This window comes from Clostridium sp. JNZ J1-5 (assembly GCF_053901425.1).
The window spans coordinates 3,236,364-3,262,201 of sequence record NZ_CM132773.1 but is presented as its reverse complement, the minus strand read 5'-3'; the positions used below and the strand labels follow the sequence as shown (position 1 = coordinate 3,262,201).

Below are 25,838 nucleotides of genomic sequence, written 5' to 3'. Positions count from 1 at the left end.
GTTTATTTTAGTTAATTATTCCTTCTTCTCTTAACACTTCTTCAAATGCTGCAACTACATTTTTATCATAATGTATTCCACTTAATCTTCTCAGTTCATTTACCGATGTCATAGGATCCATACCTTTTCTATATGCTCTATCAGTGGTCATTGCATCATATGTATCAGCTACTGCAATTATTTTTGCTTCCAATAATATTTCCTCATCTTTTAATCCATATGGGTATCCAGATCCATCCAGCCTCTCATGGTGCTGCTCTACAAATTTATGAATATTATGGTAGAACGTATTTTTTACCATTTCAGAACCATCTATAGGGTGCTTTTTTATATAGTCCATCTCATCTTCTGTCAATTTACTTGGCTTATTTAAAATTTCATCTGGTACATATACCTTACCAACATCATGGCAAATTGCTGCAAATCCTAGCATTTCTAATTTTTCACTAGAAAAATGTAATTTCTTAGCTATTTTTATTGAGTAGTCCTTTACTCTACTACCGTGATTATATGTATATACATCCTTTTCTTCAACTTTACGAACCATTTCTGCTATTTTTTTTATTCGTAAACTTAGATGCTGAAATATAGGCTCGCTACATACATATATTAATTTAACTTCTTCAAGTGTCTGAAAATGAACTGGCTCCTGAACACTATGTACATAAAAATAGTCACCTTCTTTTAAAATTGTTTCTCTATTATTATATTCATACAGTATACTACCTTTTTGAATATAGAAAAATTCCATTATATCAAAATTACCGCCGGGTTCTATACAAAAAAACTCACCTGCATTAATCTTTTGCAACATAACTTCTGTTTTTCCACCTTTTGCAAGCAAACTTAGTTCTCCTGCTGCTTGAGAAACTTTTTCTAAATATTTTTCATCATTTCCCAAATACAATCCCTTCATATTTATCCTCCTAAAAGTAGGCTCAAATCATGATTAAAATACTATTTAAAATCCTATTATAACTAAAGGATCTATCATTACAACTCTGTCACCTAATTGTACTGGTACTAGCTGGCATTGAATTGTATATCCTTTTTCTTCAGCCTCTCTTATAGCTTTATCGGCTATTTCATTAGTTTCTTTAACTAGTGTTTCTGCTACCTCATCCAACTGTTTATCATATACTGCTTTTAACTCTTTAGCAATTTTATTATACTTTGGAGTATCTTTAATTAAAGCTAGTCCCATATTGTATGATGCTGTCAAATCATCTGCCTTTGTTACTGCCTCATCAATTTTGGCTTGTATATCTTCATTAGCTTTATCAACAATTGCTACAACCTCATTATAACTTGTTGTGCTTGTTTCCTCTGCATAAACTACAGCAGTTGTTGCTGTAAATAATGTAAATATTAAAAGCATCATTAAAATCGATTTAAATACTCTTTTCATAATATTATACCTCCACAAATTTTATTTTCATAACTAACCCACTTTTAGAATAAAGAGGAAAACATATTTTTTTCTATAACATTATGACATATAATTCATCAAATTACAAATATTATTCTATTAAAATATATATTAAAATTGTTGTTTAGACAAATTAAATCACTATAAACAAACTCATTTTTCAAGCTTACTTAATTTTCAAAATAAAAATAGCTTAAAAATAGACATAGTAATACTCTATTTTTAAGCTATTTTAAAATTTAGGATCTTTTATCTAGTGAAACATATTTTTGTTCATCTCTAACATTTTTATATGCTGGTCTTATAATCTTTGGTTCACTTGCCACTTGCTCAATTCTATGAGCGCACCAACCGGCAACCCTTGAGGTTGCAAAAAGAGGTGTATATAGCTCACATGGTATATTAAGCATATCATATACAAATCCTGAATAAAAATCTACATTAGCTGATATACAATTTATTCCCCTTAACTCTTCAAATATTTGTATTGAAATATTTTCTATATCCCTATAGAAATTAAATTCTTCTAATCTTCCTTTTTCTTTTGCAAGTTCTAAAGCCTTTCCTTTTAAAAGAACAGCTCTTGGATCAGATAATGTGTAAATAGCGTGTCCCATACCATATATCAAACCAGATCCATCGAAAGCTTGCTTATTTAATATCTTTAACAAATAAGCTCTTATTTCATTATGATTATTCCAGTCCTTAACATTTTCTTTTATATTCTCAATCATATTCATAACCTTAATATTTGCTCCACCGTGTTTAGGTCCTTTTAATGATCCTACAGCAGCGGCTATTGCTGAATAAGTATCTGTACCTGTGGAAGAAACTACATGGGTTGCAAAAGCTGAGTTATTTCCTCCTCCGTGCTCTGCATGAATTACTAAGGCTAGGTCTAGTATTTCAGCTTCTGTCTTAGTATATTGATTATCAGGTCTTATCATATATAATATATTTTCCGCTGTTCCTAATTCTGGCTTAGGTGAATGCAAAAATAAACTTTGATTATCATAATAGTGAGCCTTTGCTTGATATCCATATGAAATCATTGTAGGAAATCTAGCTATCAATTCAATACTTTGTCTTAAAATATTTTTAATACTTGTATCATCAGGATTATTATCAAACGAATATGCAGCTAGTACAGACCTTTGTAATTTGTTCATTATATTATTGCTAGGAAATTTTAATATCATATCTTCTGTAAAACCATCTGGAAGATTTCTGTATTCACTAACTAAATTAAAAAAGTCTTTTAATTTTGTCTTATCAGGAAGTTCACCAAATAATAGTAAATAACACACTTCTTCAAATCCAAATCTACCATCCCTTTGGAATCCTTCTACTATTTCCATTAAATCTATTCCTCTATACGTTAATCTTCCTTCATCCGGTATCCTTTGACCACTATTCGTTTTATATCCATGAACATTTCCTATTTCAGTTAAGCCAACTAAAACTCCTGTTCCATTTTCATTTCTTAATCCTCTTTTAACGTCATACTTACCATAAAACGCTGGATCAATGACATTGTTTTTTTCTGCAATTTTAGAAAGCTCATCTATAATATTCTGATTTAAATTATTTCCACCTTGCATATTATTACTATAATTATTGTTCATAATCCATGTAACCCCCCATTTACCATAGATAATAAATCTAGTATAACTGACTTAATATATTTTATCATATATCTCATGTATAATAAATATAAATTGTTGCATAAGTGAATAAAAGTACATACTTTATTTCATTTTATTTTTTGACAAATATCTTAATTATATTATTTATAATAAATTATTATATAAATTCTTCGCGAAATTTCTTTATAAATCAATGATTATAGATAATTTAATATATATTTATATAATGATTTATATTATATAAATTTTTAATTATTCTAAATCATGCAAGTAACATTTCAAAAAATTCATATCTAGCTTATATTTATTCATGACCTATTCTTTATATATTTTAATTAATCTTGAAATTACACCTCAAAATTCCAAAGTAATATGATTTTCAATCTAATGGTTACTATTAACAAACTATATAATGTGTATATGTAACATATAAAATTTAAATTTGGTTATTCTAATAGCTATTAAAGGAATTCAATCCACTTTCAGTTCCATCAGTTTTAGCCAGCGAAATTTAAAACTTTTTTAGATATTGTTTAAAACTCCTGGGTGTTGCTGGTTGCTATTGATGAATATATCGATAGGTCAACAACACATTGACTTAAAAGTTAAATTTAATTCCTTTAATGAAAGAAGATAGGCTGTCAGCCTATCTTTTTATCTTTAGATTTATAAGTTAGTAATTTTTATTTTATAGGTTGGCATTTACCTTTCTAAGTTTAAGTGTTTTTAGTGTAGAATATAATGCTCTTGCTGTAACTGATGTTACTACAATTGCTCCTCCTATTAATGACCATTTTCCTGGTCTTTCCCCTATAAATAGAAAAACCCAAACCGGATTCAATATAGGCTCAATAATAGGAATTAATACACCTTCCAAAGCACTTACATTTTTTATAGCCTTCGAATATAGTGCATATGAAATTCCAATTTGAAAAACTCCTAATAAAATAAGTCCTGTCCAGCTTTTTGCATCTGGGATAGACTTAAACATAAAAGGTATACTTACTAAAGCTGCTAAAATATTCCCCCAAAATATTCCTTCTATAGGTTTTTCATCCTTTTGCTTTCTAATAAATATTACATTAAAAGCAAAAGCAACACCACTTAAGACTGCCAGCATATTTCCTTTTAAGCTTCCACCACCTATATCATCAACAAAAAATAATACCATTCCTCCAATAATAATTCCAATAAAAATCCAATCTATAAATTCAGTTTTCTCATCCAAAAAAAACTTTCCAAATATAGCTATGTATATAGGAGCTGTATATTGAAGTAATATTGCGTTAGCTGCAGTAGTATTTTTATTGGCCATTACAAAAAGTATTACTGTTGATGCATATGATATAGCTCCTCCAATTTTAGCTGGGCTCCATTTCCATGTTGGTTTTCTAATTATAGCTAACATAAGTATTGCTGCAATTCCGCTTCTCATTCCAGCTATAGCAATAGGATTCCAATTTACTAACTTTATTAGTATTCCACCTGAACTCCACAAAATTGCTGTAATCACAAGTAATCCCATAGCTTTAAAATGTTCTTTATTAGAAGCTTTATCCTCCATAAATAATACCTCTTTTCGTCAATTATTAGCTTACTATGGAATAATAACACATTTTTTACTACAAAAGAATAGTTAAAACTTATATATTTTATCCCTTAGTCCTATAATTTAAAGTAAATAAAATATAAATAAATGAGCCTTAAAGGTTCTTCAATTAAATTATAAATAAGTGATTTCTTCTCCTCTTTTAATTTTCTTATAATATCATCTAAATATTTTAACCTTTCATTTTCATTTAATCTATTATAATATTCATATTCTGCTAAAACATCACATATCAAATTAATTTTACTAGTGTCATCATTAATTAAGTAATATTTTAATGCATAAACCCACATAAACAAATGTGAAGTCATAATTCCCCATTGATCAAAGGTTAACTTACTTTTTATATCATATTGAATATAGTTATTTTGAAAGTCATTAATCCTTTCTGAAGGTCCAATATACGAATCTCTTAAATTTTCTATGGATAAAAAGTACAATTCTTCAAGTATATCTTCTATGATAATTTCAAAATCTATGGTTTTAATCCCTTTTATATGGAATTCCATACCTATGTTTTTTTTAAGGGTATCACCTATCTGCTTTAGACTCTCCACATCATTATACCTATTAATTAGGTAGAATAAATCATATACATTCTTATATAATTTATCTTTTTTAAACCGCTCTATCCCTATAGTATTCACAGCAAAAGTCAAAAGTTTTCCTCCAATAATGGAATATGCAGATATGCAAATAGGGGAATACTTTAAATCCAAACCTAAAACCTTGCTATTATTTACCGAATTAATATCCAGTTTATTTATGTCTATGTGTAAAAAATCTACTTTTAATTCAGAAGTTATGGATTTCTTACTTTCCTTATAAATAAATGGCAGCTTAAAAATAAATGTTGTAATAGGCATAGTTTTCCCATGTAATATTACACTTTTAGGAATATATTCATGGATCTTTGATTGTAGTTTACTTGAATTTAATTCTTTTACGATCTGGCTTAACTCTGATTTTAATTTATTATGACTTAGATTTGTGTACAAATCCAAATCCTCCGTACATCTTTGTTCCCATAGTGGAATGTATAGTTGGGCACAGGCACCCCCCTTTAAAATACACCTATCCTTTAACCTTTTCTGTATTTGGGAGTGTATTTCGTATATCCATATATGTCTTTCTAGAACGCTTTTACTATTGATTCCATAGTAATTTGCCTCATTAGCAATATAATGTTCTGTAAAATTTGTATAGTTATGATTAAAAAAATTAGACCTCTTAGCTTTTTTATTCTTCACCCTTAGAAACGCATCCTTTCTTTTGGATAGTTTAATGATATTGATATATTATCTTTTGTTGTCTTTAAAAAGCTATATATTTTATAATATATTGATAAAAGTACGGCATAAATCTATTACAAATTTTATACTTAAACTTAACTTTCTTTAATATAAATTATATACCTTTATTTGAAAAGAATCTTAAAATTAACAGAACCACTAAATAAAAAATTTATTTAGCGGTTTTTATAAGTACAATTCACTAATATAAAGAACCATTAAAGTTATTTATATATAATAATTAATTCTATTTATTATTTCCATTTTTATTTGATTGTGAATCTATTTTCACCCCATTTTCTATTCCTATATCACCACCACTATGAAAGAAGATTTTTCTAAGTTCAGCATTACTTTTTTTCTTAGTCTTCATATGATTCTTATTGTTATGCATAATTATCCTCCTAGTTTTTATTTGTATTTAACTAATATTAATTTAACCTATAAAAATTCTCCTATACAAATAAAAATAACTATAATATATGTATAACAAATAGTAGTATAAACAGAAAAAATATTTTATAATATACTTGTTGTATTTTTTTGACTAAAGATTAATTTTCTTCACATTTTACGTCAATAATCCACACAATTAAAATTATCTATATTTACTCAAAAATATTTATATTCACAATTTAAAAATTTTACTTATACGCTTAACGAAAAAGGAGATTAAAAAATGCTTAAGTATTACATTTCAGGAAAACTTAGTAGAAAAATCACCCTAATATTTCTAATTAACATTTTTGTAATAATATCAATACTCTTCCTTATATCCTATAAAAAAGCTATAATATGTTAGTACATACTTCTGGTGACTTAGCTTCCGACATCTGTTCTAGAGCTTCAGAGAACATTAACATCAATGAATATAAAGGATTCATAAGTAATGAAGATTCACAAAAACAGTCCTATAAAAAATTAAAAGAAGAACTTTCATATATAAAAGAAATATCCGGTTCAAGATTTATATATATCATAAAAAGAAATGCAGATGGAAAATATACTTATGTTTTAGATGTTTCTGATAAACCTAAAGATATAGGTGATTCCATAGACATTTATCCTGGTTTTGACGATGTGTATAAAGGCATTCCTTATACTTCCAATAAAATAGAAGTAGATGAAGATGGTGCTTTAATCTCTTCTTACTTTCCTCTAAAAGATAATGACGGCACAGTAATAGGTTTTGTAGGTGTAGACTATGATGCCGGCAAAGGTTATGAAGCCTTAAAAGACTTTCGTACTACTTTATCTGTAGTTTCACTAATAATATTACTAATAGCTGCCTCAGTAGCAATATTTCTATCTAAAAGTATTTCCAAACCTATAGAAAAAATTGCAAAGACATCTACCACAGTTTCTAATTATGACTTAACTGTAGAAAAAATTAATATAAAAAACAAAGACGAACTAGGAGTCCTTGCAAATGCATTTAATATTATGCTAGAAAGCATTTCAGGCTTAATAAAACAGATATCAACTTCCACTGGAACACTGATAGAGGCTTCTGATTCATTATTAGAAATAGCACAAAATACAAGCATAGCAACTGGTGAAATGTCAAAAGCCATAGAAGAGATTTCAAATTCTACATATGGGCAAACTAAAGATGTTGGAGATGGTACAGAAAAGATTAAAATATTAGCTACCAGCATTGATCAAATTTCATCCTATGTCCATAATGCAACAAATGATATGAACATAGTTAGTGAGTTAAATGGGAAAGGTATTGATACAGTAAGCCTTTTATTGGACAAATCCAGGCAAAGTTCTATTGCTAGAGAAGATGTAGAAAGAGTAATTAAAACTGTAGATAAAAGTTCTGAAGAAATCGGTGTAATAATAGATACAATTAATAAAATTTCAGCTCAAACCCAACTTTTATCCTTAAATGCCAGTATTGAATCAGCAAGAGCAGGTGAATATGGGAAAGGCTTCGCTGTAGTTGCAGAAGAAATTAAAAAATTAGCTGAGCAATCTGCAGATTCTACAGAAAATGTTCGCAAACTAATTGAAGATATTCAATTAAAATCTAAAGAAGCAGTAGATTCTATGAATAAAGCATCTTATATTGGTATGGAGCAAGATGAAATTTTAAAGGATACAGAGTCAATTTTCGCATCTCTATCCGAAAAAGTTAACGCTTTATCAAATGATATATATAAAATAAAAGTTCAAAATAATGATATGAATGTTAAAAAGGATGAAATTGTAATTCTTATGAACCACATTCTAGAGCTGGCTGAAGAAAATGCTGCTTCAACTGAAGAAACATCTGCTTCAACTGAAGAACTTTTATCGTCAATAAATGAATTTACTAATCATGCAAATAGCTTAAAATATATATCTGAGACCCTAGAAAGCAAAGTAAATCACTTTAAGATTTAATAGTTGAAAGACCCTGGAAAAATAACTTTTCAAGGGTCTTTTTTGTTCTTTTATATTTGATTAATAACTGCTAATAAATTTCCTTTTGGAGTTTCTTTAACTTTTTTATAATTTATCTTACTTTCTTTTCCTGAGCTTACATCCCAATAAACTATATTTTTAATATTCTCTGGAAAACTTTTATCTATTTTAAAACTACTTATCAATCCTTTAAATACTTCAGTCTCCTTTAGCATACTTCCAGATGTAAAGTATATTATCAATATGCAATCTAAGTTATTTTTGTCTAATAAATATACAAAAGGAATTTTTATTCCCTTTCTAGCTGTTTCTAATTCACCTTTATTTATTATAATATATGCCTCACAAAACTCTAACTCAAATAAAAACTTAGACCCCCGGGAATAAATAAATTTTTCAAAATTCCTTAAAAACTTTATTGCAATATCATTATTACATTTACTACTAATATAATCTTCAATGGTGCTTTTATAATCTAAACATGTACTCTTTTTTAGTATTTTAATAAAATCTCTTATTGCTAAATAGAAATACTTATTTTCCTTTGAATTTATACTTTTTCCATAGTTAAAATATCTATCATAAAATTCAAAAATTCCAGTTAAAGTCAACTTATCATTATCTCCTTATAAATTATTTACTACAATAATTTTATGCTAAATACTATATAAAAGAATAAAACCTCCTTATCTGTATAATAAAATTTTTATTTTATTATACTTTGTACAAATGCCGCATAGAAATAAATATATATTTTATTTTTTCATAGGAGTGTATAAAATGAAACACCGAACTTTTATATCTTTAGTTACCTCTATGATATTGACTTTATGTATAATATCTTACATATGCCTAAGAGAATATACTATTAAGTACTATATGCCAAACATTCATGATAAAAATAAATATTCTATCTTAGTAGACATACCTGAAAAAAGATTATATTTATTAGATAAGACTACAAATAATGTCTTTAAAACCTATCCTATAGCTAGCGGAAAAGATACTACTCCCACCCCATTGGGTACTTGGAAAATTATCAATAAATCTCAATGGAGCGGCGGCTTTGGCACCAGATGGCTTGGTCTTAATGTCCCCTGGGGAAGATATGGAATTCATGGTACCAATAAACCTGGTTCCATAGGAAGTTCAGCTTCTCATGGATGCATAAGAATGTTAAATAAAGATGTGGAGGATCTTTATAAGTATGTAGATTATGGCACCATTGTAGTAATATACGGAGGACCTTACGGTCCATTTGGCAGTAGATTTAGAACTTTAATCCCTGGGGATACTGGTTCTGATGTGTACGAAGTTCAAAGATTGCTAAAAGACAAAGGATATTATAAAGGATACTTAGACGGAATTTATGGTGAAGGTATGAAAGAATGTATAGTAAAGTTTAAAAAAGACAATAAACTCACAAATTCTCACGATATAGACTATGAGTTCTACAGAGCTCTCGGAATTAAACCTTTTGAATAATAAATATTCTTCTTCCTTTTATTCTTAAAAAGATATATAATAATGAGATATAGTACTACACTATAAGGAGTGTATCCATTAAAGATGAAGAAATCATTTAAATATACTTTAATTTTATTTATTTTAATTTTTCTTTTAATATTTAGAGTGTGTACGTTACGTGAAAATATCAAATATAATTTTAGTAATAATACACGTGAAAGAAATCATGTATTAACTGAATATGAAATAAGCACTAGTTCCTTTGTTGTAGCTAGTAGAAAAGCTATAGACTTCAAACTAATACCTAGTCTACTTCCTAATATTATATTAAGAAGTCTTTCAAATTATCTACTATTTCTCGTTTTAATTATATTTTTAAGACAACCTATGTTTGACCTTCGTAAAAAGATAATTCGATTTATTATTCTACATCTTCATGGGAGTAAGTATAAAGGCTGTAACCTCTTTTCATAGTATATGAAAAGGAGGTGAGATTATGGACCTAACTCCTATGAATATTTTAGTTTTAATACTTATGTTTTCATTTTTAATAGGGGGACTTGTTTTAAACAGAGTATGTAATAAAACCCTTAATAAAGATGATACTAAGCAAAATAAGCTTGATAATAGGAAATAAGTTATTCTCACTCTTTATATTGTTTTAATTATCTATATAAAAGTATACTAGTAATTAAAACTTATTAATCTTTAACTCTATTTAAGATATGCAGAAATTTCAGGGGGGATAAATTATGTCAAGCAAATACATTTGCACTATTCCTAGTCCATCTGGTGGATGGGATAATATAGATAATAATACTGGTGAAGTTATTAGTCACCATAGAACTAAAAGTAATGCAATAGTTAAGGGTAGAAGACAGGCTAAAAAAAGAGAATCAAATTACCTAATATACAATTTAGATGGACGAATTGGCCAAAAACTTGTATATGTAGACACTTCCTTATGTAAGGTGGATTACTAATATTAGTCACAAATTAAATCTCACTAGTTAAAAATAGAATAAGCACTTAGAATTGAAATAGGATTGATGTTAAATCAATCCTATTTTTTAATAATTACTTATAGAATAAGAGATAATAAATTATATATTATGCATGTAGTTGATAATAATTATTATTTGATATATAATATCTATAAAGATATATGTAAAATTTTCTATGTACATTATTTGTGGAATTGGAGGAATATTTATGCAAATAAAAAAGATTAAAATATCAATAATAGGTGCTGGATTTGTAGGAGCCACAACTGCTTATGCATTAATGTTTGGAGGTCTTGCATCTGAAATAGTTATTGTAGATTTGAATAAAGAAAAAGCAGTAGGCGAAGCTATGGATTTATCTCATGGAGTGTCTTTCTTAAGCCCTGTAGATATAAAAGCAGGAGATTACAGTGATACAAAGGATTCTGATATTGTAATAATCACAGCTGGTGCTGCACAAAAAGAAGGAGAAACACGCCTTGATTTAATAAATAGAAACTATAATATTTTTAAATCAATAATACCTGAAATTGTAAAATATAGCCCAAACTCCATCCTTCTAGTTGTTTCAAATCCAGTAGATATCTTAACCTATATAACTTATAAATTATCAGGTTTTCCAAAAGAAAGAGTTATTGGATCTGGAACAGTATTAGACACTTCTAGATTTAAATACTTGCTAAGTGAACATTTGAATGTTGATGCTAGAAATATTCACGCATACATTATGGGAGAACATGGTGACTCTGAAATTGCTACTTGGAGCTCCACTAGCGTAGCTGGTATGAATATAAATAACTATTGTGAAAATATTTGTAATGGATGCTGTGGTTTTGCTAAATATGATATTTTAACTCAAGTAAAAAATGCAGGCTACGAGCTTATAAAACGTAAAGGTTCTACAAACTTTGCTGTTGCTCTTGCTATAAAAAAAATAGTTGAAGCTATTTTAAGAGATGAAAATTCAATTTTAACAGTATCTAGCTTACTTGAAGGTCAATATGGAATAAGTGATATATATCTAGGTGTGCCATCTGTAGTAGGCTCCTCAGGGGTTAAAAAGATTCTAGAAACACCTTTAAATGAAGAAGAACTTCAAAAACTAAGAGAATCTGCTACTACTTTAAAAGAATATACTGAAGCTATTTGTAAATAACTCTAGCATAAACCCTCTTTCTCCGGGAAAAATATCTTTAGAAAGGGGTCTATATATAACTGTGCCAAACCCGTTCCCATTTACTGAAGAAGAAAGCCAATTTGGCCTAGACAGACAATAGGTAAGGAAGGTGATACTGTGAAACCTCACATTATGCAAGGTAAAAGTGTAACATCAGAGGAATTAGAAAATATAAGAAAAGATATACAAAGAGAACTTATTATTGAAGAAAAAGAAAGAACTACTATTAAACCTACTATGATGATAATGGATAATAACGAAATTAAAGAAATAGAGGTTGAATCAGCTATTCATCCTTTATCCCCTGTTGATTATCCAAGCGGAAACAAGAAGTAAAACTACAAAAGGTTCCCTAAAACACAAGTGAGATTTATTATATTCACTGCGTTTTTAGGTAACCTTTACTTATCCTTCTAAAAACATTTTTAGATTTTCTTTAAAACCTGTGGGAATATTCAAATATATGCTTAGAGTTTAGGTATTTTATAAATACTATAATTTAAACACTTCTATTGCCCTGTCTAAGATTCCACTTAGATAGGCTAGCAATATTCCATAATTAGTTATAGGCACATTTTTAGCTCGGCATATCTGTATTCTTGTATCAACTGTTTTTCTATTTACCATACATGCTCCACAATGAATGACTAAATCATAATTTTCTATATTGATAGGAAAATCATGTCCTACTTTAAAATCATACTGAAAATCTTTTCCTGTGTGTTTTTTAATTCCACTTGGTATTTTTACTCTTCCTATATCTTCGTGGGTATGATTATGAGTGCAGCTCTCACCAATTAAAATTTTAGCCCCTTCTTTCAAATTTTCAAGAGCTTTAACACCATTTACAAATTCTTCTAGGTCCCCTTTTGTCCTTGAAAAAATTATTGAAAAAGAAGTTAATTTTATATTTTCAGGCACTATCTCACTTACTCTTTTAAATGCCTGAGAATCAGTTATAACTAAATCTACATCTTTTATATCTTGAAGAGCTGATTCTAACTCTGTATCTCTAACTACATAACTCTTAATTCCATTGTCTAAACAGTCTCGTATAACTTGAACTTGTGGAAGAATTATTCTTCCCTTTGGTGCTTCTGAATCAATGGGTACTACTAGAATCACCTTACCATTATAAGGTACTAAATCCCCTACTAATGATATTTCATCCTTATTAATTTCTATTCTTTTAATAAGCTGCTGCTTTAATTCATTTATATTTTCTCCATCTATAGTAGATATAAATAGACAATCTTTATATATTTCTTTGACCTTAGCTAATTTTTCTATATTTACAGTATCAATTTTATTTATTACGGTCATAAATGGTATATTAAATCTTTTAAAATCTTCTTTAGTCTTTTTATATACCTGTTCATCCAAATCATTAATATCCATCATGTATATAGCAAAATCTGTTTTTTGAAGAGTTTTAAGACTCTTTTCAACTCTTAATTTTCCTAATTCACCTTCATCGTCTAGCCCAGCAGTATCAATAAATAATACAGGTCCTAATGGAATTAACTCCATCGCCTTATTTACAGGATCTGTTGTTGTTCCTTTTGTTTCAGAAACTAGAGATACCTCCTGTTCAGCAATTTGGTTTAACAAGGAGGATTTGCCTGCATTTCTTTTACCATATATAGCAATATGTATTCTATTTGAATTTGGTGTACTATTCATTTTGTATTACCTCCAAAAATTTTTAACCATAACATTTATATAATAAAAGTAGGCTATGTTTTAAGAGATTGTTGATTTCGTATAATATCGAAAATAATTCTAAATTTAGTATAACAACTGTAGCTAAACATTCATTTAAAACAGAGCCTAAAAGTAAAATCCCTATATATTCATTATATAAAATAGTGTGTATAATTACTATAATGTATTGCTGTAAAAAATGTACATTTTCATGAACTTTTACCTTATAAAAATTACTATAAATAGCTTTTATTAAGAACTCTATCCTTATTTTGCTTATGAATTTCCATAAAAAAGAGTTACCTTAAACAAGGCAACTCGGAAATTAAATAATTTGTAATTCTTCTAAAATATAGCTTTACTTTTCCATGAAGGTTACAATTACATTCATAAATTCATCTAATTTATCTATCATAGGTGCATGTCCACATCCTTGGAATTCTTTAATTTCTGCTCTATCTCCTAATCCATCTTTAATAGTCTCAAATTGTTCTGCTGATACAATTCCATCCTCTGTGCCTTGAATAACTAAAACAGGTCCTTTTATTTTATCTATATCACCAGAGCCGTCAACTACTCCGTTATTTTCATGGGTCATATTAAATGTCATAAGAGCATAATCTGCTTCAACTAAATTTCTTTGTTTAAAAGTAGCTTCTAAATAAGCATCATATTTTTCATCACTTGGCTTACTTTTTGTAAAAATAGCTGCATCAAAAATTGCTTTTAAATTTGCCTTGTCATGATTCTTGTATATTCCTAATACTGGTGCTGCAATTACAGGATCAGCTTTTAGCTCTTCCATAGTTTTAACTCTCTCTGTTGTAAGTTTGAAACTAGCATCAGTTTTATATAGTGGATATCCTTTTACTCCTACTGAACCACTAATTATAGTCTTGTCCAAATACTCTGGATAATCAGCCGCAAACTGTAAAACTACACCGCCTCCTAGAGACCATCCAAAAATATTGAACTTTTTTAAACCTAATTTGTCTACAAATAATTTAATATCTGCAGCAAGTTCTTTTAGAGAGCTAATTGGATTATTATATGTAGTATCTCCAAAACCTCTCATGTCTGGTGCATACATTTTATAACCATCTGGCATATTTTCCATTATTGCATCTAAATGAATAGAAGAAGAATAGTTTCCATGCACTAAAATTAGTACCTTGTCTCCTTCTCCTGCTTGTCTATAAGCCATTATTTCTCCATTTGGTAATTCTAAAGATTTTAGTAAGATTTCCTTTACCATTACACATGACCCCCTTAAATATTATAACCATTTAAGTAAATTATACATCATGTATACATAATCTTCCACATGTATTAGTGGATTTTCTACTATTTCAACTCTACTTCCTTTTTTACTGCTATTATTTAGATTAGCCATTAATAATCTTTACTAAATCCATTAAACTATCTATTACATGGTCTGGCTTGTAACTAAGCATCTCCTCCATAGGAAGTGCCGTATATTTTACAAGACATGTTAAACATCCTGCATTCTTACCACATAATATATCATTATAGCTATCTCCAACCATTATAGCTTCTTCTGGAGATATGCCTAAAACTTCACAAGCTTTCAATGCAGGTTGTCCATCTGGTTTATGTTTTTCAGTATCTTCTGGAGTGATTATGGCATCCATATTATCATAAATGTTAAATAGTTTTAGACCCCTTTCTACCATAGGCCTCCTCTTTGAGGATACTACTGCTCTCTTTATATTTAATTTTTCTAATTCAATAAGCGAATCTTCAACATTATCAAAAATACTTACTAATTCATCATGCTTTGTTTCATTGAATTCTCTAAATATGTTAACCATTAATTCTGCATTTTCTTTATCATACTGCTCCATAGAATAAATTAGAGGCTCTCCAAAATGTTTTACTATTTTATCCCTATCAACTTCTCTATCCATGTGCTTTTTAAAAGTATATTGAAATGACTTTATAATTAAGTCATTAGTATTAATCAAAGTACCATCCAAATCAAATAAAACTGCCTTTATCATATTTTCTCCCCCTAAAAATGATTTATCTTTCTATTATACTCTATGAATTTCCAATTAAAAAGCCTTAGATTTTCACTAAGGCTTTCGCTTGCTATTATTTACTTTTATTCCTGTTTTTTCTCTCCCCTGGTTTGTTGTGCTCTTTATTAAGATCATGCTGAACATTCATTTTTTCAACTTTATTAAGCATAGCTAAGTCTTTATTTTTAACTCCCAAAATCACCACTCCTTTCTAGGCTTATGTTAACCTGAGAAAGAAATTTTATTCTTTTAATTAAACTAAGCTAAAGCATAATTTATTTAACAAATGTCTAATAAACTATACCATTATCTCTACAAATACAGTAAAATGATTATTGACTAATCTTGTATAGGACGGTGTTATTTATGATAGCTACATCTATGATTACAAAAATTTTATTTCTATGTGGTGCAGGCTTTTTAGCAGCCTTTGTAGATTCAATTGCTGGAGGCGGTGGACTTATAAGTGTACCTGCTTTTTTAATTTCTGGTATATCGCCACATTTAGCTCTTGGGACAAATAAATTCTGTTCTTCTGCTGCTTCTTTTACAAGTGCATTTCAATTTACTAGATCTAAAAAAGTAGATTTTAATTTACTTAAATACCTAGTTCCATTTACCCTTTTAGGAGCTATAGTTGGCGTAAATACTGTACTTAAAGTAAATGAAAGCTTCTTATACTCTCTTGTATTAATATTGATTTTATTTGTAGGCATATATACTATATTTTCTAAATCTATTGGTATGAATAGCACTTTTAGAGGTCTTACAAAAATAAATTTAGCTTTTGGAATTATTTTAGCCTTTTCACTTGGCTTTTATGATGGTTTCTTTGGTCCAGGGACAGGCTCCTTTTTAATCTTTGGTCTTATAAAGATTTTTGGATTTGATTTTGTACAATCCGCTGGCAATGGTAAAATATTAAACTTTACAAGCAATATTACAGCCTTAGTGCTATTTGCATTAAATAATCAAATTTCTTATGCTATTGGCATACCAGTAGCTTTGTCTATGATTATAGGTGCAAAATTTGGAACTTCTCTTGCAATCAATAAAGGGTCTAAGCTTATTAAACCTATATTTATAACAATGTCTCTTGCCGTTGCAATAAAAATGCTTATTCAAAACTTTTTATAAATATACTATATGTTTAATAACACCTTTATTAATTTATAAACAGTATATATTTGTATAATTAATATTGCTGGTATTCCATAAATAAATTTTAAATGTTTAGTTTTATGCCTAAATATTTGCATACCAATTAAAATTCCAGGACTACCTAATAATATAGCTATTACAAATAATTTTGCTTCAGGAACTCTCCACTTTTTACCCTTTGCATTTTTCTTATCTATATACATGATATATATAGCATACAGATTAATTATTATAATGTATGTTATAAAAAACTTCATATTTTAAATCTCCTAAAATATAATTTATTATGATTCTAGAATAAACTTTTTGGATAGGTAATGCAAATATTATGTTAATGGCACTATATAATCACACTAATATTATATTTTAGATATAACATTTTTAGTTTATGGTATAATTAAATGACAAAATTATCTTTTTCAGGAGGTTGTGAATTGAAAATGGAGATATTTTTAAAAAATTCAAGAGAACCAATTAGCTTTGATGGAGAAAGAATAGATGTACTGGATTTTGAAAACGCTGGAGTAAAGTATAAGCAAATAAGAGTTTTCAGAAAACTTATAAGTAAAAGCTATTATATAGAAGAAAATCAAATATCGAAAATAAAAACTTATTCCTAATACAGGTATTTTAATTAAATTATTAAATAATAGGAATATTATGAAATTACATGGATAAAATATGAACACCTAAACTTTGTTAGAGGAGTGTATAAAATGGAAAAAACTCTTGTTCTAATAAAACCAGATGCTACTGAAAGAAACATCATAGGTGAAATTATAAGCTTTTATGAAAAAGGTGGCTTAAAGATAACTGCTATGAAAATGCTAAAAGCTCCTATTGAAACAGCCAAATTGCATTATTCAGAACATGAAGGTAAACCATATTTTAATGATTTAATATCTTATATAACAAGAAATCCGTTATGTGCCTTAATTGTAGAAGGTGAAAATGCTATTTCTAGAGTTAGGGAAATCAATGGCAATACTGATCCCTCTAAAGCAGATAGAAATACAATAAGAGGTGAACTTGGCATTTCAAAAACCGAAAACTCAGTTCATGCTTCAGATAGCCTTGAAAATGCAAAAAAAGAAATAGACATTTGGTTTAAGTAAGCAGCAAATTTATTTATTATGTCTAACCATAAAATTAAGCCACTAAAGAAAGTGGCTTGATTTTATGATTTCTTACTACTTTTCAAGTAATAATATGACATTAAAGTTTTACTATCATTTATATTTCCTTCTAATATATTTTTCTCGAATTCTTTAAATGGCATCCATAGAGCTTCTGTTACATCAGCGTCATTAACTTTATTTGACTTAAGACTTTCTTGTTTTATTACAGTTTTAAATATTGTCATAGTACTTGTACTAAATCCCATAATAGGTTTATATTCTATTATCTTTTCTAAACTTTCTGGAGGAACTTCTACATTGGTTTCTTCTTTTATTTCTCTTGCTAAGCAATTTTCTATACTTTCACCTTCAACATCAAGGCATCCTGCTGGTATTTCTAAAGTTTCTTTCATATAAGCAGGTCTAAATTGTTTTACTAAAAGTATTTCATCTAGCTCATTTAGTATTATAGCTGAAACAGCATCATAATTTTTTAAAATATCATATCTTCTGCCATTTACTTCTCTGCTATATACTTTTAACCATCCATCATAAACTAATTTATCTTCCATATTACCATCCACCCTTTGCTGTTATATTATTACTGATTCATTAAATATAATCTTTTATATAGCTAATTAAATTATGATTCCTATAAAAATATTTAGCCCTTCATTAAATTACAGATATTGATAAGTCCTTTTCAGCACTTTTTAAAATTTTATTAGTAATTTTATGGTAGTTTTCAATATCTTTTATGAAGTTGGCAAGCTCTAAATTTACTGCAATGTTTTCAACGTCATATATTAAAGTAATTATCGCCATATCATTTTTCACAATACTTTCCTGACCATTTTTATTAATATAATACATAATCTCATCAATTAATGCTTTAACTTTTTTAATAGTAGTATCAGAGATTATCCCCTGTTCATGTTCTACTACTTTAAAAGCTAAATTTTCAAAAGTAGATTTTTCTTTATCAACTACAATTTCTAATATAGTCTGCTTGCCTTTTCCATCTGATACTCTATCCACTAAAATTCCTCCCTAACACTTTAATTATTATAATACTTTTACATTCTTCCAAAACTCTTTTTATTATTTGTAAAAAAACTTTTTTTATTTATTGGCTATTTTTAAAATCATCTATCACCTCTATCACTACATAGCATATTTATATATTGAATTCTTTTTTATAAGCGTTTTTAACTTAACGCCTTAATATTCTATTTAAAAATTAATAAGGAGGCTTTCTTATGTATTCAATGGATATGGGATGCTATTCTCCATCCACTGGAATGTATCCAAATATGGGAGTGTATCAAAATTCTGAGCTGCTTGATTTAATGGTTGAGGCAATGAAAGATGAAAGGTCAGATAGAGTAAAGTATAAAAAAATGATGGACATGGCTGACGATAAAAAGATGCGAAAACAAATTAATTTTGCTTATGAAGATGAAGGAAAACACTATAAAATGTTTCAGCAAATATATTATATGTTGACAGGTCAAATGATAAATATACCTGAGCCTAATCCGCCAAAACTTGGTTCATTCTTAGATGCTATAGAAAGTAGTATTAATGGCGAACTTGGAGCCGTTGAATTATATAGAAAAATTCGTTCTATGCTTCCTACCACTCAGATGAGAGATATGCTATATGAAATAATTACAGATGAACAAGAACATGCAACAAGATTTGTATACTTATATTCTATGGAGAAAAAACATTAATGTAAAAGTTCATATTTAATATAATAATCCTTCAGGTTTTTAACCTGGAGGATTATTATATATTATAAAAAGAGTTATACAAAATCGATTTTTTAAGATGACTTGTCTATGATAATTTTATCATTTTTTATATCTATAACTGCATTTCCTCCATTTGATAGTTTTCCAAATAGAACTTCATCAACAAAATAAGGTTTTATACCCTGCTGTACTATACGAAGTATTTCTCTGGCTCCATATATTGAGGACAAACTTTTTTTTGTAATCCAATTATAACATTCTTCCGTTACACTGATACTAATGTTTTTAGATAAAAGTTTTTCTGCAAACTGATCTATAGCTTTTTTAGCTATTAGATATGCCATATTTTCATCCATCTTGTTAAAGACAACTATCTCATCAAGCCTATTTCTAAACTCTGGAGAAAAAATTCTTTCAACCTCTTTTGTAATAGCATCGTCTTTTATCATTCGATCTCCAAACCCTAACATTACCTTTCCTACTTCTCTCGCTCCTGCATTAGAAGTCATAATCAAAATAACGTTTCTAAAATCAGCTTTTTTACCATTATTATCTGTAAGAGTTGCATAATCCATTATTTGAAGCAAAACATTTAGGATATCAGGATGAGCTTTTTCAATTTCATCTAGTAGAAGTACACAATAAGGATTTTTTCTTATTGAATCAGTTAATAATCCACCTTCTTCATACCCTACATATCCTGGTGGAGCTCCAATAAGTCTTGCTACTGTATGTTTTTCTTGGTATTCACTCATATCAAATCTAATTAATGGTATATCTAAACATGCTGATAATCTTTTTGCAATTTCGGTCTTTCCAACCCCTGTCTGCCCTACAAATAATAGATTAGATATAGGTTTTTCTTCTTCATTAAATCCTGCTCTAGACCTTTTAATAGCTCTAACAACAGTTTTAATGGCCTCATCTTGGCCAAATATAGTTTTCTTCAGTTCTTTATCTAAATTTTTTAATCTATCCAATTCGCTTAATGAAATATTTTTCTCAGGAATTTTCGCCATAGAAGAAACTATTTTTTCAACTTCTTTTTCCGTAATTATTATGCTTTTCTTTTCACAATCATCAAGTCTTGCAAAAGCTCCTGCTTCATCTATTACATCAATAGCTTTATCTGGAAGATATCTTTCATTAATATATTTAGCAGACAACTCTACAGCACTTTTCAATGCCTTGTCAGTATATACAACCTGATGAAACTTTTCGTAATTTGATTTAAGACCAAGTAAAATATTATAGGTATCCTCTTTAGAGGGTTCTGATACCTCTATTTTTTGAAATCTTCTAGACAAAGCTCTGTCCTTTTCAAAATACTTTCTATATTCCTCATAGGTTGTTGATCCTATAAATTTAAGTTTTCCATCAGTTAAGAAAGGCTTTAATATATTAGCAGCATCCATTGCACCACCTGAAACCGATCCTGATCCTATAACAGTGTGAATCTCATCAATATATACAATGGCCTTTCCTTGTTTTTTTATTCTAATTAAAACTTTCTTAATTCTCTCTTCAAAATCCCCTCTATACTTTGCTCCAGCTAGTAAACTTCCCATATCTAAGGAGTATATTTTACTTCCTTGGAGCACTTTAGGAACTTTATTTTCAATAATTAATTGTGCAAGACCTTCTGTTATTGCTGTTTTGCCTACCCCTGGTTCTCCTACATGTATTGGATTATTCTTTAATCTTCTTGATAACACTTGAAGGGTTCTCTTTAAGATATCCTCTCTTCCAATAAGAGGATCAAGCTCTCCTTTTTTCGCCCTTTCCGTAAGTTCTACAGTAAATAGTCTAAGTATATCATATCTACTCATTCTTTCACTGTCTTCCTCATACATTTCTTCATCACTATCCTCATCTGAATCTATAGAGATTTCATCCTCAAATTCCTCCTCTTTCCCCAATCCATAGGAAACACATTTTAGAAGTTCTAATCTTTGTATTCCCTGCTTCCTCATAAAATAGCTAGCAAAGGATTCTTTTTCATCATACATTGCTACTAACAAATGTGAAAACTTTATCACGCTTCTTTCAGAGGATAGTACCTGTGATCCAGCTGATGATATTATATTTTGAACGCCTATTGTTTGTATAGGCTCTCTTTCTTCCTCTAAAACTGGCACATGTTCTTTAAAATAACCTAACAAATCATTCTTAAGACTTTCAACCTCTCCACCACATTTTTCTATAATTTCTTTTCCTGCATCAAAAAATAGAGCAGAATATAATATGTGTTCCGGTGTAAAATATTCATGTTTTCCAATTTTAGCTTCACTATATGCAGCTATAAATATCTCACTTAATAAATTATCTAATTCCATAATTACTCCTCTTCAATAGTCAATTTTAGTGGAAATCCTTCTTGTTCAGCCATATAAGTAACCTGCCTTACCTTAGTTGAAGCAATATCGTATATGTATATACCAGCAATTCCAAATCCTTTTTTATGCACATCATACATAATCTTAGTAGCTTCTGCTGAGCTCTTATTAAATACCTTTATCAAAATCTCAACAACAAAATCCATAGTCGTGTAATCATCATTATGCAATATAACCTTGTACATATTCGGTTTTTTTAAAATTAATTTATTTTTTTCCTTAAAAGTAACTTTTTCTTTCAAATTGAACAACTCCACATATTAATTTATTATTAATAATTATAACAAAAAATACCCCACATATAAAATTATAAAGTGGTTACTATAAATAGTGTCAGAACGTTTCAAAGTTTAACTAAGATGTTTTAGCAATTATGTTAAGCAATAGGTAGTCATACTCTATGTTTGCATTAGTACAATCTGTATTCTTGTAGAATAAGGTTGACTGTCTATTTTAAATTCTTAGTGGCTATTGGCAAATTTATTAATAAATATTACAGAAGTGTTTATTGATAAATCAATAGCTATGTTAATTTGAACTTCTGATCATATAGATAAAGGTAGGTGTTCATACACCTACCTTTGCCTATTATATCAGATTAAATACACTTCTTGCAATCTTAACTGCCTCTTGTGCATCTTTTGCATAATAGTCAGCCTTTATCATATCTGCATATTCTTGATTTAAAACAGCTCCTCCAACAAAAATCTTGCAATCAACTTTATTTTCTCTAAGGACCTTTATTGTATCCTCCATATTTTTTACTGTAGTTGTCATAAGTGCGCTTAATCCAACAAGCTTTATATCTTCTCGCGTTGCTGTTTCAACTATATCTTTAATAGGTACATCTTTACCTAAATCTATAATCTCAAATCCGTAGTTTTCTAAAATTACCTTTACAATATTTTTACCTATATCATGGATATCTCCCTTTACTGTTGCTAAAATAATTTTTCCTTTTGTCACCCCTATTTCTCCTTCTGTTGACATTCCTTCTTTTATAATTGCAAAAGCATTTTTTACTGTCTCAGCAGATTGTATAAGTTGAGGTAAAAATATTTCTCCATTTTCATATCTACTACCAACAATGTCTAATGCCGGCAATAGATATCTGTTTACAATAGTTAAACCGTCCTGACTTTTTAAAAGCTCTCTTGTCTTTGGTGCAGCTTCTTCTTTTACTCCTCTAATTATTATCTCTTTTAAATCTTTATCACTGGATGATTTCCATATATCTCTTTCCTCTACTTCAGAGTAAGCATATATATAATTTTTTGCCTCTTTATCTATATTGGCCAGTACTTTAAAACTTCTTATAACATCCATTATGCCTTTATTATTAGGATTTAATATAGGTATATCTAATCCTTCAGCTAATGCCATGGCAAGAAAAGTTTGATTCAAAATCTCCCTTTTAGGCAATCCAAAGGACACATTGCTAACTCCTAAAAGTGTTTTAACTCCTAACTTTTCCTTTACAAGTCTTATAGTCCTTAATGTCTCCATAACTTCTTGTTGCTGGGCAGAAGCTGTAAGAACTAGACAATCTATTATTATATCTTTTTTACCTATACCGTATTTTTCAGCAGTATTTATAATTTTTTCAGCTATCTCTAACCTCTCTTCTGCGCTAGATGGAATTCCACTTTCATCTAAAGTAAGTCCCACTACGCAGGAACCATACTTTTTAGCAATAGGAAATACTGCCTTCATTATATCTTCTTTACCATTTACAGAATTTATAACAGGCTTACCATTATAAGTTCTTGCAGCAGCCTCTATAACATCTGGACTTGAACTATCTATTTGAAGTGGAAGATTAATTATGGATTGTATCTCATTAATTGCTCTAACCATTGTCTTAACTTCATCTATCTCTGGTAATCCTACATTTACATCTAATATATCTGCTCCTGCTTCCATTTGATTTATAGCTTCATTTAATATATGTTCAATATCATTATTTACTAAGGCTTCTTTAAACTTTTTTTTGCCTGTAGGATTTATTCTCTCACCAACTACTTTTACTTCCTCCCCTAATATCACAGATTTTGAAGCTGAACATACAGCAGTTATATTTTTAGGGGTTATACCTATAGGCGATAATTCCTCCAATTCTTCTACTGTCTTTTTTATGTACTCCTCATTTGTGCCACAACATCCACCTAGTATTCTCACACCTTTTTTAGCCAAAATTTTCATATAATATGCAAATTCTTTTGGAGTTATATTATAAATTGTCTCTCCCTTTAAAACCTTAGGCAGTCCTGCATTTGGCTGAACTATAACTGGAATAGATGAATATTGTAAAATTTTTTCTACTATAGGTATTACTTCTTTTGGACCTAATGAACAGTTTACCCCAAGTGCATCAACACCTAATCCTTCTAAAAGAATAACCATACTAAGAGGGTCTGTTCCCGTAAAGGTTCTTTCTTTTTCCCCAAAAGTCATAGTACAAAATACAGGTAAATCACAGTTTTCTTTTGCAGCTAAAACTGCCGCCTTTGCTTCATATAAATCTGATATAGTTTCTATCAATATAAAATCACACCCTGCATTAACTCCAGCCACTACTTGCCTTTTAAAAATTTCATAAGCCCTTTCAAAGCTCAATGTTCCTATAGGTTTAAGCATTTGGCCAATTGGCCCTATATCAAGAGCTATATATTTTTCTCCTTTAGCTTCTTTTGAAATTGCTACTGCTTTAGTTATAATCTCTTCTACAGAATACTTTGTTTCCTTAAGCTTTAATTCATTTGCTCCAAATGTATTAGTAGTTATTACATTTGAACCAGCCTTAATATATTTTTCGTGTATACTTTTTATTATATCTGGATTCAAAATATTATACACTTCTGGAATTTCTCCAGCAGCAAGTCCCTCTTTCTGAAGCATTGTACCCATAGCTCCATCGAAGAATAGAAATCTTTCTTTTAGTATATTTTTAATCTCCACAATAGCTACCTCCTCTCTTAAATTCACACCATCTAGAATTATTGCACTTTCTGCACCCAGGATGATTGCTTACTATATTTTTATCTTGAAATCCTATAATGGCTGTTATTGATTTTCTTGGTATTAAAATATTTTCTTCAGTAACTGTAAGTCCAATATTTTTTTGTGTTTCTAAAACATTTAATATTTTTGATTGAATATCTATTGGAAAATCTCCATATCCCGGACTATATCTATAAGTTATTCCTAAGCCATATATTTTAGCTTCTTCTTTTATTAAGCTCTGAACCTCTTCACAAATCCATTCTATAGCAGTGGATGCACATGCATCTAGTATTAAAGCTTTTGTAAGATTAACCTTTTCATAATACTTTATTTTTGTTTCTATCTCATTTCCTAAAGTCATTGCTAAAACAGCACACATTTTTGAATCTTTAAGATGCTCTGCTATATCCCTACCTTCAAATACCAATTTACTTCCAATTATTTTTACTTCACTATTATCTATTTTTATATCAAAAATCTTATAGGTATATCTATAGTTAATATAGTTTTTTATTTCTTCAATAGATTTATTAATAAGACTCCAAACTTCATCATATATTATTCCTCTTTTATATCCTAAATATCTTAAAACTTCATCTCTATCAATGTACAAATATCTTC

The 25,838-nt window shown here is 28.8% G+C and carries 28 protein-coding genes; 10 read left to right on the top strand and 18 right to left on the bottom strand.

Annotated features, from left to right (window positions below; genetic code table 11):
• Positions 1 to 7 precede the first annotated feature (7 nt).
• The 6 genes from ACWW38_RS15595 to ACWW38_RS15570 all read right to left on the bottom strand — a co-directional run bounded on the left by ACWW38_RS15595 (position 8) and on the right by ACWW38_RS15570 (position 6,370).
• On the bottom strand, positions 8 to 916 hold the full coding sequence (locus ACWW38_RS15595; RefSeq protein ID WP_456258446.1) for an HD-GYP domain-containing protein: 909 nt from the start codon (positions 914 to 916) through the stop codon (positions 8 to 10).
• A 45-nt stretch (positions 917 to 961) separates the two neighbouring features.
• Positions 962 to 1,408: a hypothetical protein gene (locus tag ACWW38_RS15590; RefSeq protein WP_456258445.1), complete on the bottom strand. Its 447-nt coding sequence runs from the start codon at positions 1,406 to 1,408 to the stop codon at positions 962 to 964.
• Positions 1,409 to 1,668: 260 nt separating this feature from the next.
• Complete coding sequence (locus tag ACWW38_RS15585) at positions 1,669 to 3,054, bottom strand: citrate/2-methylcitrate synthase (RefSeq protein ID WP_456258444.1); 1,386 nt, start codon at positions 3,052 to 3,054, stop codon at positions 1,669 to 1,671.
• 709 nt (positions 3,055 to 3,763) lie between these two features.
• Positions 3,764 to 4,639 carry a DMT family transporter gene (locus tag ACWW38_RS15580; RefSeq protein ID WP_456258443.1) on the bottom strand — a complete coding sequence of 292 codons (876 nt, stop codon included), beginning with the start codon at positions 4,637 to 4,639 and terminating at the stop codon, positions 3,764 to 3,766.
• 101 nt (positions 4,640 to 4,740) lie between these two features.
• Entirely contained in the window at positions 4,741 to 5,934 is a 1,194-nt protein-coding gene (locus tag ACWW38_RS15575; protein WP_456258442.1) for a nucleotidyl transferase AbiEii/AbiGii toxin family protein, read from the bottom strand.
• 289 nt (positions 5,935 to 6,223) lie between these two features.
• A complete protein-coding gene (locus ACWW38_RS15570) occupies positions 6,224 to 6,370 on the bottom strand; it encodes a hypothetical protein (RefSeq protein ID WP_456258441.1) in 147 nt (48 codons plus the stop codon).
• Between the two features lie 401 nt (positions 6,371 to 6,771).
• Here ACWW38_RS15570 and ACWW38_RS15565 point away from each other — a divergent pair, with 401 nt between their 5' ends.
• Positions 6,772 to 8,367: a methyl-accepting chemotaxis protein gene (locus ACWW38_RS15565; protein WP_456258440.1), complete on the top strand. Its 1,596-nt coding sequence runs from the start codon at positions 6,772 to 6,774 to the stop codon at positions 8,365 to 8,367.
• A gap of 50 nt (positions 8,368 to 8,417) precedes the next feature.
• Here ACWW38_RS15565 and ACWW38_RS15560 read toward each other — a convergent pair whose 3' ends face one another.
• Entirely contained in the window at positions 8,418 to 8,999 is a 582-nt protein-coding gene (locus ACWW38_RS15560; RefSeq protein ID WP_456258439.1) for a hypothetical protein, read from the bottom strand.
• A 169-nt stretch (positions 9,000 to 9,168) separates the two neighbouring features.
• Here ACWW38_RS15560 and ACWW38_RS15555 point away from each other — a divergent pair, with 169 nt between their 5' ends.
• From ACWW38_RS15555 to ACWW38_RS15535, 5 genes are all read left to right on the top strand, one after another.
• Positions 9,169 to 9,873, top strand: coding sequence for a L,D-transpeptidase family protein (locus ACWW38_RS15555; RefSeq protein ID WP_456258438.1), 705 nt, complete (start codon positions 9,169 to 9,171; stop codon positions 9,871 to 9,873).
• A gap of 478 nt (positions 9,874 to 10,351) precedes the next feature.
• Positions 10,352 to 10,492, top strand: a complete 141-nt coding sequence (locus ACWW38_RS15550) for a hypothetical protein (RefSeq protein WP_456258437.1) — start codon at positions 10,352 to 10,354, stop codon at positions 10,490 to 10,492.
• 115 nt (positions 10,493 to 10,607) lie between these two features.
• Positions 10,608 to 10,838, top strand: a complete 231-nt coding sequence (locus tag ACWW38_RS15545; protein ID WP_456258436.1) for a DUF2188 domain-containing protein — start codon at positions 10,608 to 10,610, stop codon at positions 10,836 to 10,838.
• A gap of 229 nt (positions 10,839 to 11,067) precedes the next feature.
• Entirely contained in the window at positions 11,068 to 12,015 is a 948-nt protein-coding gene (locus ACWW38_RS15540; protein WP_456258435.1) for an L-lactate dehydrogenase, read from the top strand.
• A gap of 138 nt (positions 12,016 to 12,153) precedes the next feature.
• Entirely contained in the window at positions 12,154 to 12,372 is a 219-nt protein-coding gene (locus tag ACWW38_RS15535; RefSeq protein ID WP_456258434.1) for a hypothetical protein, read from the top strand.
• 156 nt (positions 12,373 to 12,528) lie between these two features.
• Here ACWW38_RS15535 and hydF read toward each other — a convergent pair whose 3' ends face one another.
• From hydF to ACWW38_RS15515, 4 genes are all read right to left on the bottom strand, one after another.
• Entirely contained in the window at positions 12,529 to 13,719 is a 1,191-nt protein-coding gene (gene hydF, locus ACWW38_RS15530) for a [FeFe] hydrogenase H-cluster maturation GTPase HydF (protein ID WP_456258433.1), read from the bottom strand.
• 379 nt (positions 13,720 to 14,098) lie between these two features.
• Positions 14,099 to 14,995 carry an intracellular short-chain-length polyhydroxyalkanoate depolymerase gene (gene phaZ, locus ACWW38_RS15525; RefSeq protein ID WP_456258432.1) on the bottom strand — a complete coding sequence of 299 codons (897 nt, stop codon included), beginning with the start codon at positions 14,993 to 14,995 and terminating at the stop codon, positions 14,099 to 14,101.
• 130 nt (positions 14,996 to 15,125) lie between these two features.
• Positions 15,126 to 15,761, bottom strand: coding sequence for a pyrophosphatase PpaX (gene ppaX / locus ACWW38_RS15520; protein ID WP_456258431.1), 636 nt, complete (start codon positions 15,759 to 15,761; stop codon positions 15,126 to 15,128).
• Between the two features lie 94 nt (positions 15,762 to 15,855).
• The gene (locus tag ACWW38_RS15515) at positions 15,856 to 15,978 is read right to left on the bottom strand and encodes a hypothetical protein (RefSeq protein ID WP_456258430.1); all 123 of its coding nucleotides are present in this window, start codon (positions 15,976 to 15,978) and stop codon (positions 15,856 to 15,858) included.
• 170 nt (positions 15,979 to 16,148) lie between these two features.
• Here ACWW38_RS15515 and ACWW38_RS15510 point away from each other — a divergent pair, with 170 nt between their 5' ends.
• The gene (locus ACWW38_RS15510) at positions 16,149 to 16,919 is read left to right on the top strand and encodes a TSUP family transporter (protein WP_456258429.1); all 771 of its coding nucleotides are present in this window, start codon (positions 16,149 to 16,151) and stop codon (positions 16,917 to 16,919) included.
• Between the two features lie 5 nt (positions 16,920 to 16,924).
• On the opposite strand, the gene ACWW38_RS15505 is transcribed toward ACWW38_RS15510, so the two are convergent.
• Positions 16,925 to 17,200 (bottom strand): DUF1294 domain-containing protein, encoded by a 276-nt coding sequence (locus ACWW38_RS15505; RefSeq protein ID WP_456258428.1) that lies wholly within the window; start codon positions 17,198 to 17,200, stop codon positions 16,925 to 16,927.
• A gap of 177 nt (positions 17,201 to 17,377) precedes the next feature.
• Here ACWW38_RS15505 and ACWW38_RS15500 point away from each other — a divergent pair, with 177 nt between their 5' ends.
• Positions 17,378 to 17,563, top strand: a complete 186-nt coding sequence (locus ACWW38_RS15500) for a hypothetical protein (RefSeq protein ID WP_456258427.1) — start codon at positions 17,378 to 17,380, stop codon at positions 17,561 to 17,563.
• Positions 17,564 to 17,659: 96 nt separating this feature from the next.
• On the top strand, positions 17,660 to 18,058 hold the full coding sequence (gene ndk, locus ACWW38_RS15495) for a nucleoside-diphosphate kinase (RefSeq protein WP_456258426.1): 399 nt from the start codon (positions 17,660 to 17,662) through the stop codon (positions 18,056 to 18,058).
• 62 nt (positions 18,059 to 18,120) lie between these two features.
• On the opposite strand, the gene ACWW38_RS15490 is transcribed toward ndk, so the two are convergent.
• Together ACWW38_RS15490 and ACWW38_RS15485 are read right to left on the bottom strand one after the other, a co-directional pair.
• Positions 18,121 to 18,633: an NUDIX hydrolase gene (locus ACWW38_RS15490; protein WP_456258425.1), complete on the bottom strand. Its 513-nt coding sequence runs from the start codon at positions 18,631 to 18,633 to the stop codon at positions 18,121 to 18,123.
• Between the two features lie 103 nt (positions 18,634 to 18,736).
• Entirely contained in the window at positions 18,737 to 19,099 is a 363-nt protein-coding gene (locus tag ACWW38_RS15485; protein ID WP_456258424.1) for a hypothetical protein, read from the bottom strand.
• 221 nt (positions 19,100 to 19,320) lie between these two features.
• Between ACWW38_RS15485 and ACWW38_RS15480 the strand changes: the two genes are divergently transcribed.
• Positions 19,321 to 19,797 (top strand): rubrerythrin, encoded by a 477-nt coding sequence (locus ACWW38_RS15480; RefSeq protein ID WP_456258423.1) that lies wholly within the window; start codon positions 19,321 to 19,323, stop codon positions 19,795 to 19,797.
• 92 nt (positions 19,798 to 19,889) lie between these two features.
• Here the strand turns inward: ACWW38_RS15480 and clpA are convergent, their stop codons facing one another.
• The 4 genes from clpA to ACWW38_RS15460 all read right to left on the bottom strand — a co-directional run bounded on the left by clpA (position 19,890) and on the right by ACWW38_RS15460 (position 25,830).
• A complete protein-coding gene (gene clpA / locus ACWW38_RS15475) occupies positions 19,890 to 22,154 on the bottom strand; it encodes an ATP-dependent Clp protease ATP-binding subunit ClpA (RefSeq protein WP_456258422.1) in 2,265 nt (754 codons plus the stop codon).
• 2 nt (positions 22,155 to 22,156) lie between these two features.
• A complete protein-coding gene (locus ACWW38_RS15470) occupies positions 22,157 to 22,456 on the bottom strand; it encodes an ATP-dependent Clp protease adaptor ClpS (RefSeq protein ID WP_456258421.1) in 300 nt (99 codons plus the stop codon).
• A gap of 346 nt (positions 22,457 to 22,802) precedes the next feature.
• Positions 22,803 to 25,172 carry a homocysteine S-methyltransferase family protein gene (locus tag ACWW38_RS15465; RefSeq protein ID WP_456258420.1) on the bottom strand — a complete coding sequence of 790 codons (2,370 nt, stop codon included), beginning with the start codon at positions 25,170 to 25,172 and terminating at the stop codon, positions 22,803 to 22,805.
• Positions 25,162 to 25,830 carry a methionine synthase gene (locus tag ACWW38_RS15460; protein ID WP_456258419.1) on the bottom strand — a complete coding sequence of 223 codons (669 nt, stop codon included), beginning with the start codon at positions 25,828 to 25,830 and terminating at the stop codon, positions 25,162 to 25,164. The genes ACWW38_RS15465 and ACWW38_RS15460 overlap by 11 nt, the downstream gene beginning before the upstream one ends.
• Between the last annotated feature and the right edge of the window lie 8 nt (positions 25,831 to 25,838).

Excerpts from the sequence above, each read along its gene's own strand:
- hydF (WP_456258433.1), bottom strand. The coding sequence starts at position 13,719 with ATGAATAGTACACCAAATTCAAATAGAATACATATTGCTATATATGGT.
- ACWW38_RS15480 (WP_456258423.1), top strand. The coding sequence starts at position 19,321 with ATGTATTCAATGGATATGGGATGCTATTCTCCATCCACTGGAATGTAT.
- ACWW38_RS15565 (WP_456258440.1), top strand. The coding sequence starts at position 6,772 with ATGTTAGTACATACTTCTGGTGACTTAGCTTCCGACATCTGTTCTAGA.
- ppaX (WP_456258431.1), bottom strand. The coding sequence starts at position 15,761 with ATGATAAAGGCAGTTTTATTTGATTTGGATGGTACTTTGATTAATACT.
- ACWW38_RS15570 (WP_456258441.1), bottom strand. The coding sequence starts at position 6,370 with ATGCATAACAATAAGAATCATATGAAGACTAAGAAAAAAAGTAATGCT.
- ACWW38_RS15580 (WP_456258443.1), bottom strand. The coding sequence starts at position 4,639 with ATGGAGGATAAAGCTTCTAATAAAGAACATTTTAAAGCTATGGGATTA.
- ACWW38_RS15545 (WP_456258436.1), top strand. The coding sequence starts at position 10,608 with ATGTCAAGCAAATACATTTGCACTATTCCTAGTCCATCTGGTGGATGG.
- ACWW38_RS15505 (WP_456258428.1), bottom strand. The coding sequence starts at position 17,200 with ATGAAGTTTTTTATAACATACATTATAATAATTAATCTGTATGCTATA.
- clpA (WP_456258422.1), bottom strand. The coding sequence starts at position 22,154 with ATGGAATTAGATAATTTATTAAGTGAGATATTTATAGCTGCATATAGT.
- ACWW38_RS15555 (WP_456258438.1), top strand. The coding sequence starts at position 9,169 with ATGAAACACCGAACTTTTATATCTTTAGTTACCTCTATGATATTGACT.
- ACWW38_RS15540 (WP_456258435.1), top strand. The coding sequence starts at position 11,068 with ATGCAAATAAAAAAGATTAAAATATCAATAATAGGTGCTGGATTTGTA.
- ACWW38_RS15490 (WP_456258425.1), bottom strand. The coding sequence starts at position 18,633 with ATGGAAGATAAATTAGTTTATGATGGATGGTTAAAAGTATATAGCAGA.
- phaZ (WP_456258432.1), bottom strand. The coding sequence starts at position 14,995 with ATGGTAAAGGAAATCTTACTAAAATCTTTAGAATTACCAAATGGAGAA.
- ACWW38_RS15585 (WP_456258444.1), bottom strand. The coding sequence starts at position 3,054 with ATGAACAATAATTATAGTAATAATATGCAAGGTGGAAATAATTTAAAT.
- ACWW38_RS15595 (WP_456258446.1), bottom strand. The coding sequence starts at position 916 with ATGAAGGGATTGTATTTGGGAAATGATGAAAAATATTTAGAAAAAGTT.
- ndk (WP_456258426.1), top strand. The coding sequence starts at position 17,660 with ATGGAAAAAACTCTTGTTCTAATAAAACCAGATGCTACTGAAAGAAAC.
- ACWW38_RS15590 (WP_456258445.1), bottom strand. The coding sequence starts at position 1,408 with ATGAAAAGAGTATTTAAATCGATTTTAATGATGCTTTTAATATTTACA.
- ACWW38_RS15510 (WP_456258429.1), top strand. The coding sequence starts at position 16,149 with ATGATAGCTACATCTATGATTACAAAAATTTTATTTCTATGTGGTGCA.
- ACWW38_RS15550 (WP_456258437.1), top strand. The coding sequence starts at position 10,352 with ATGGACCTAACTCCTATGAATATTTTAGTTTTAATACTTATGTTTTCA.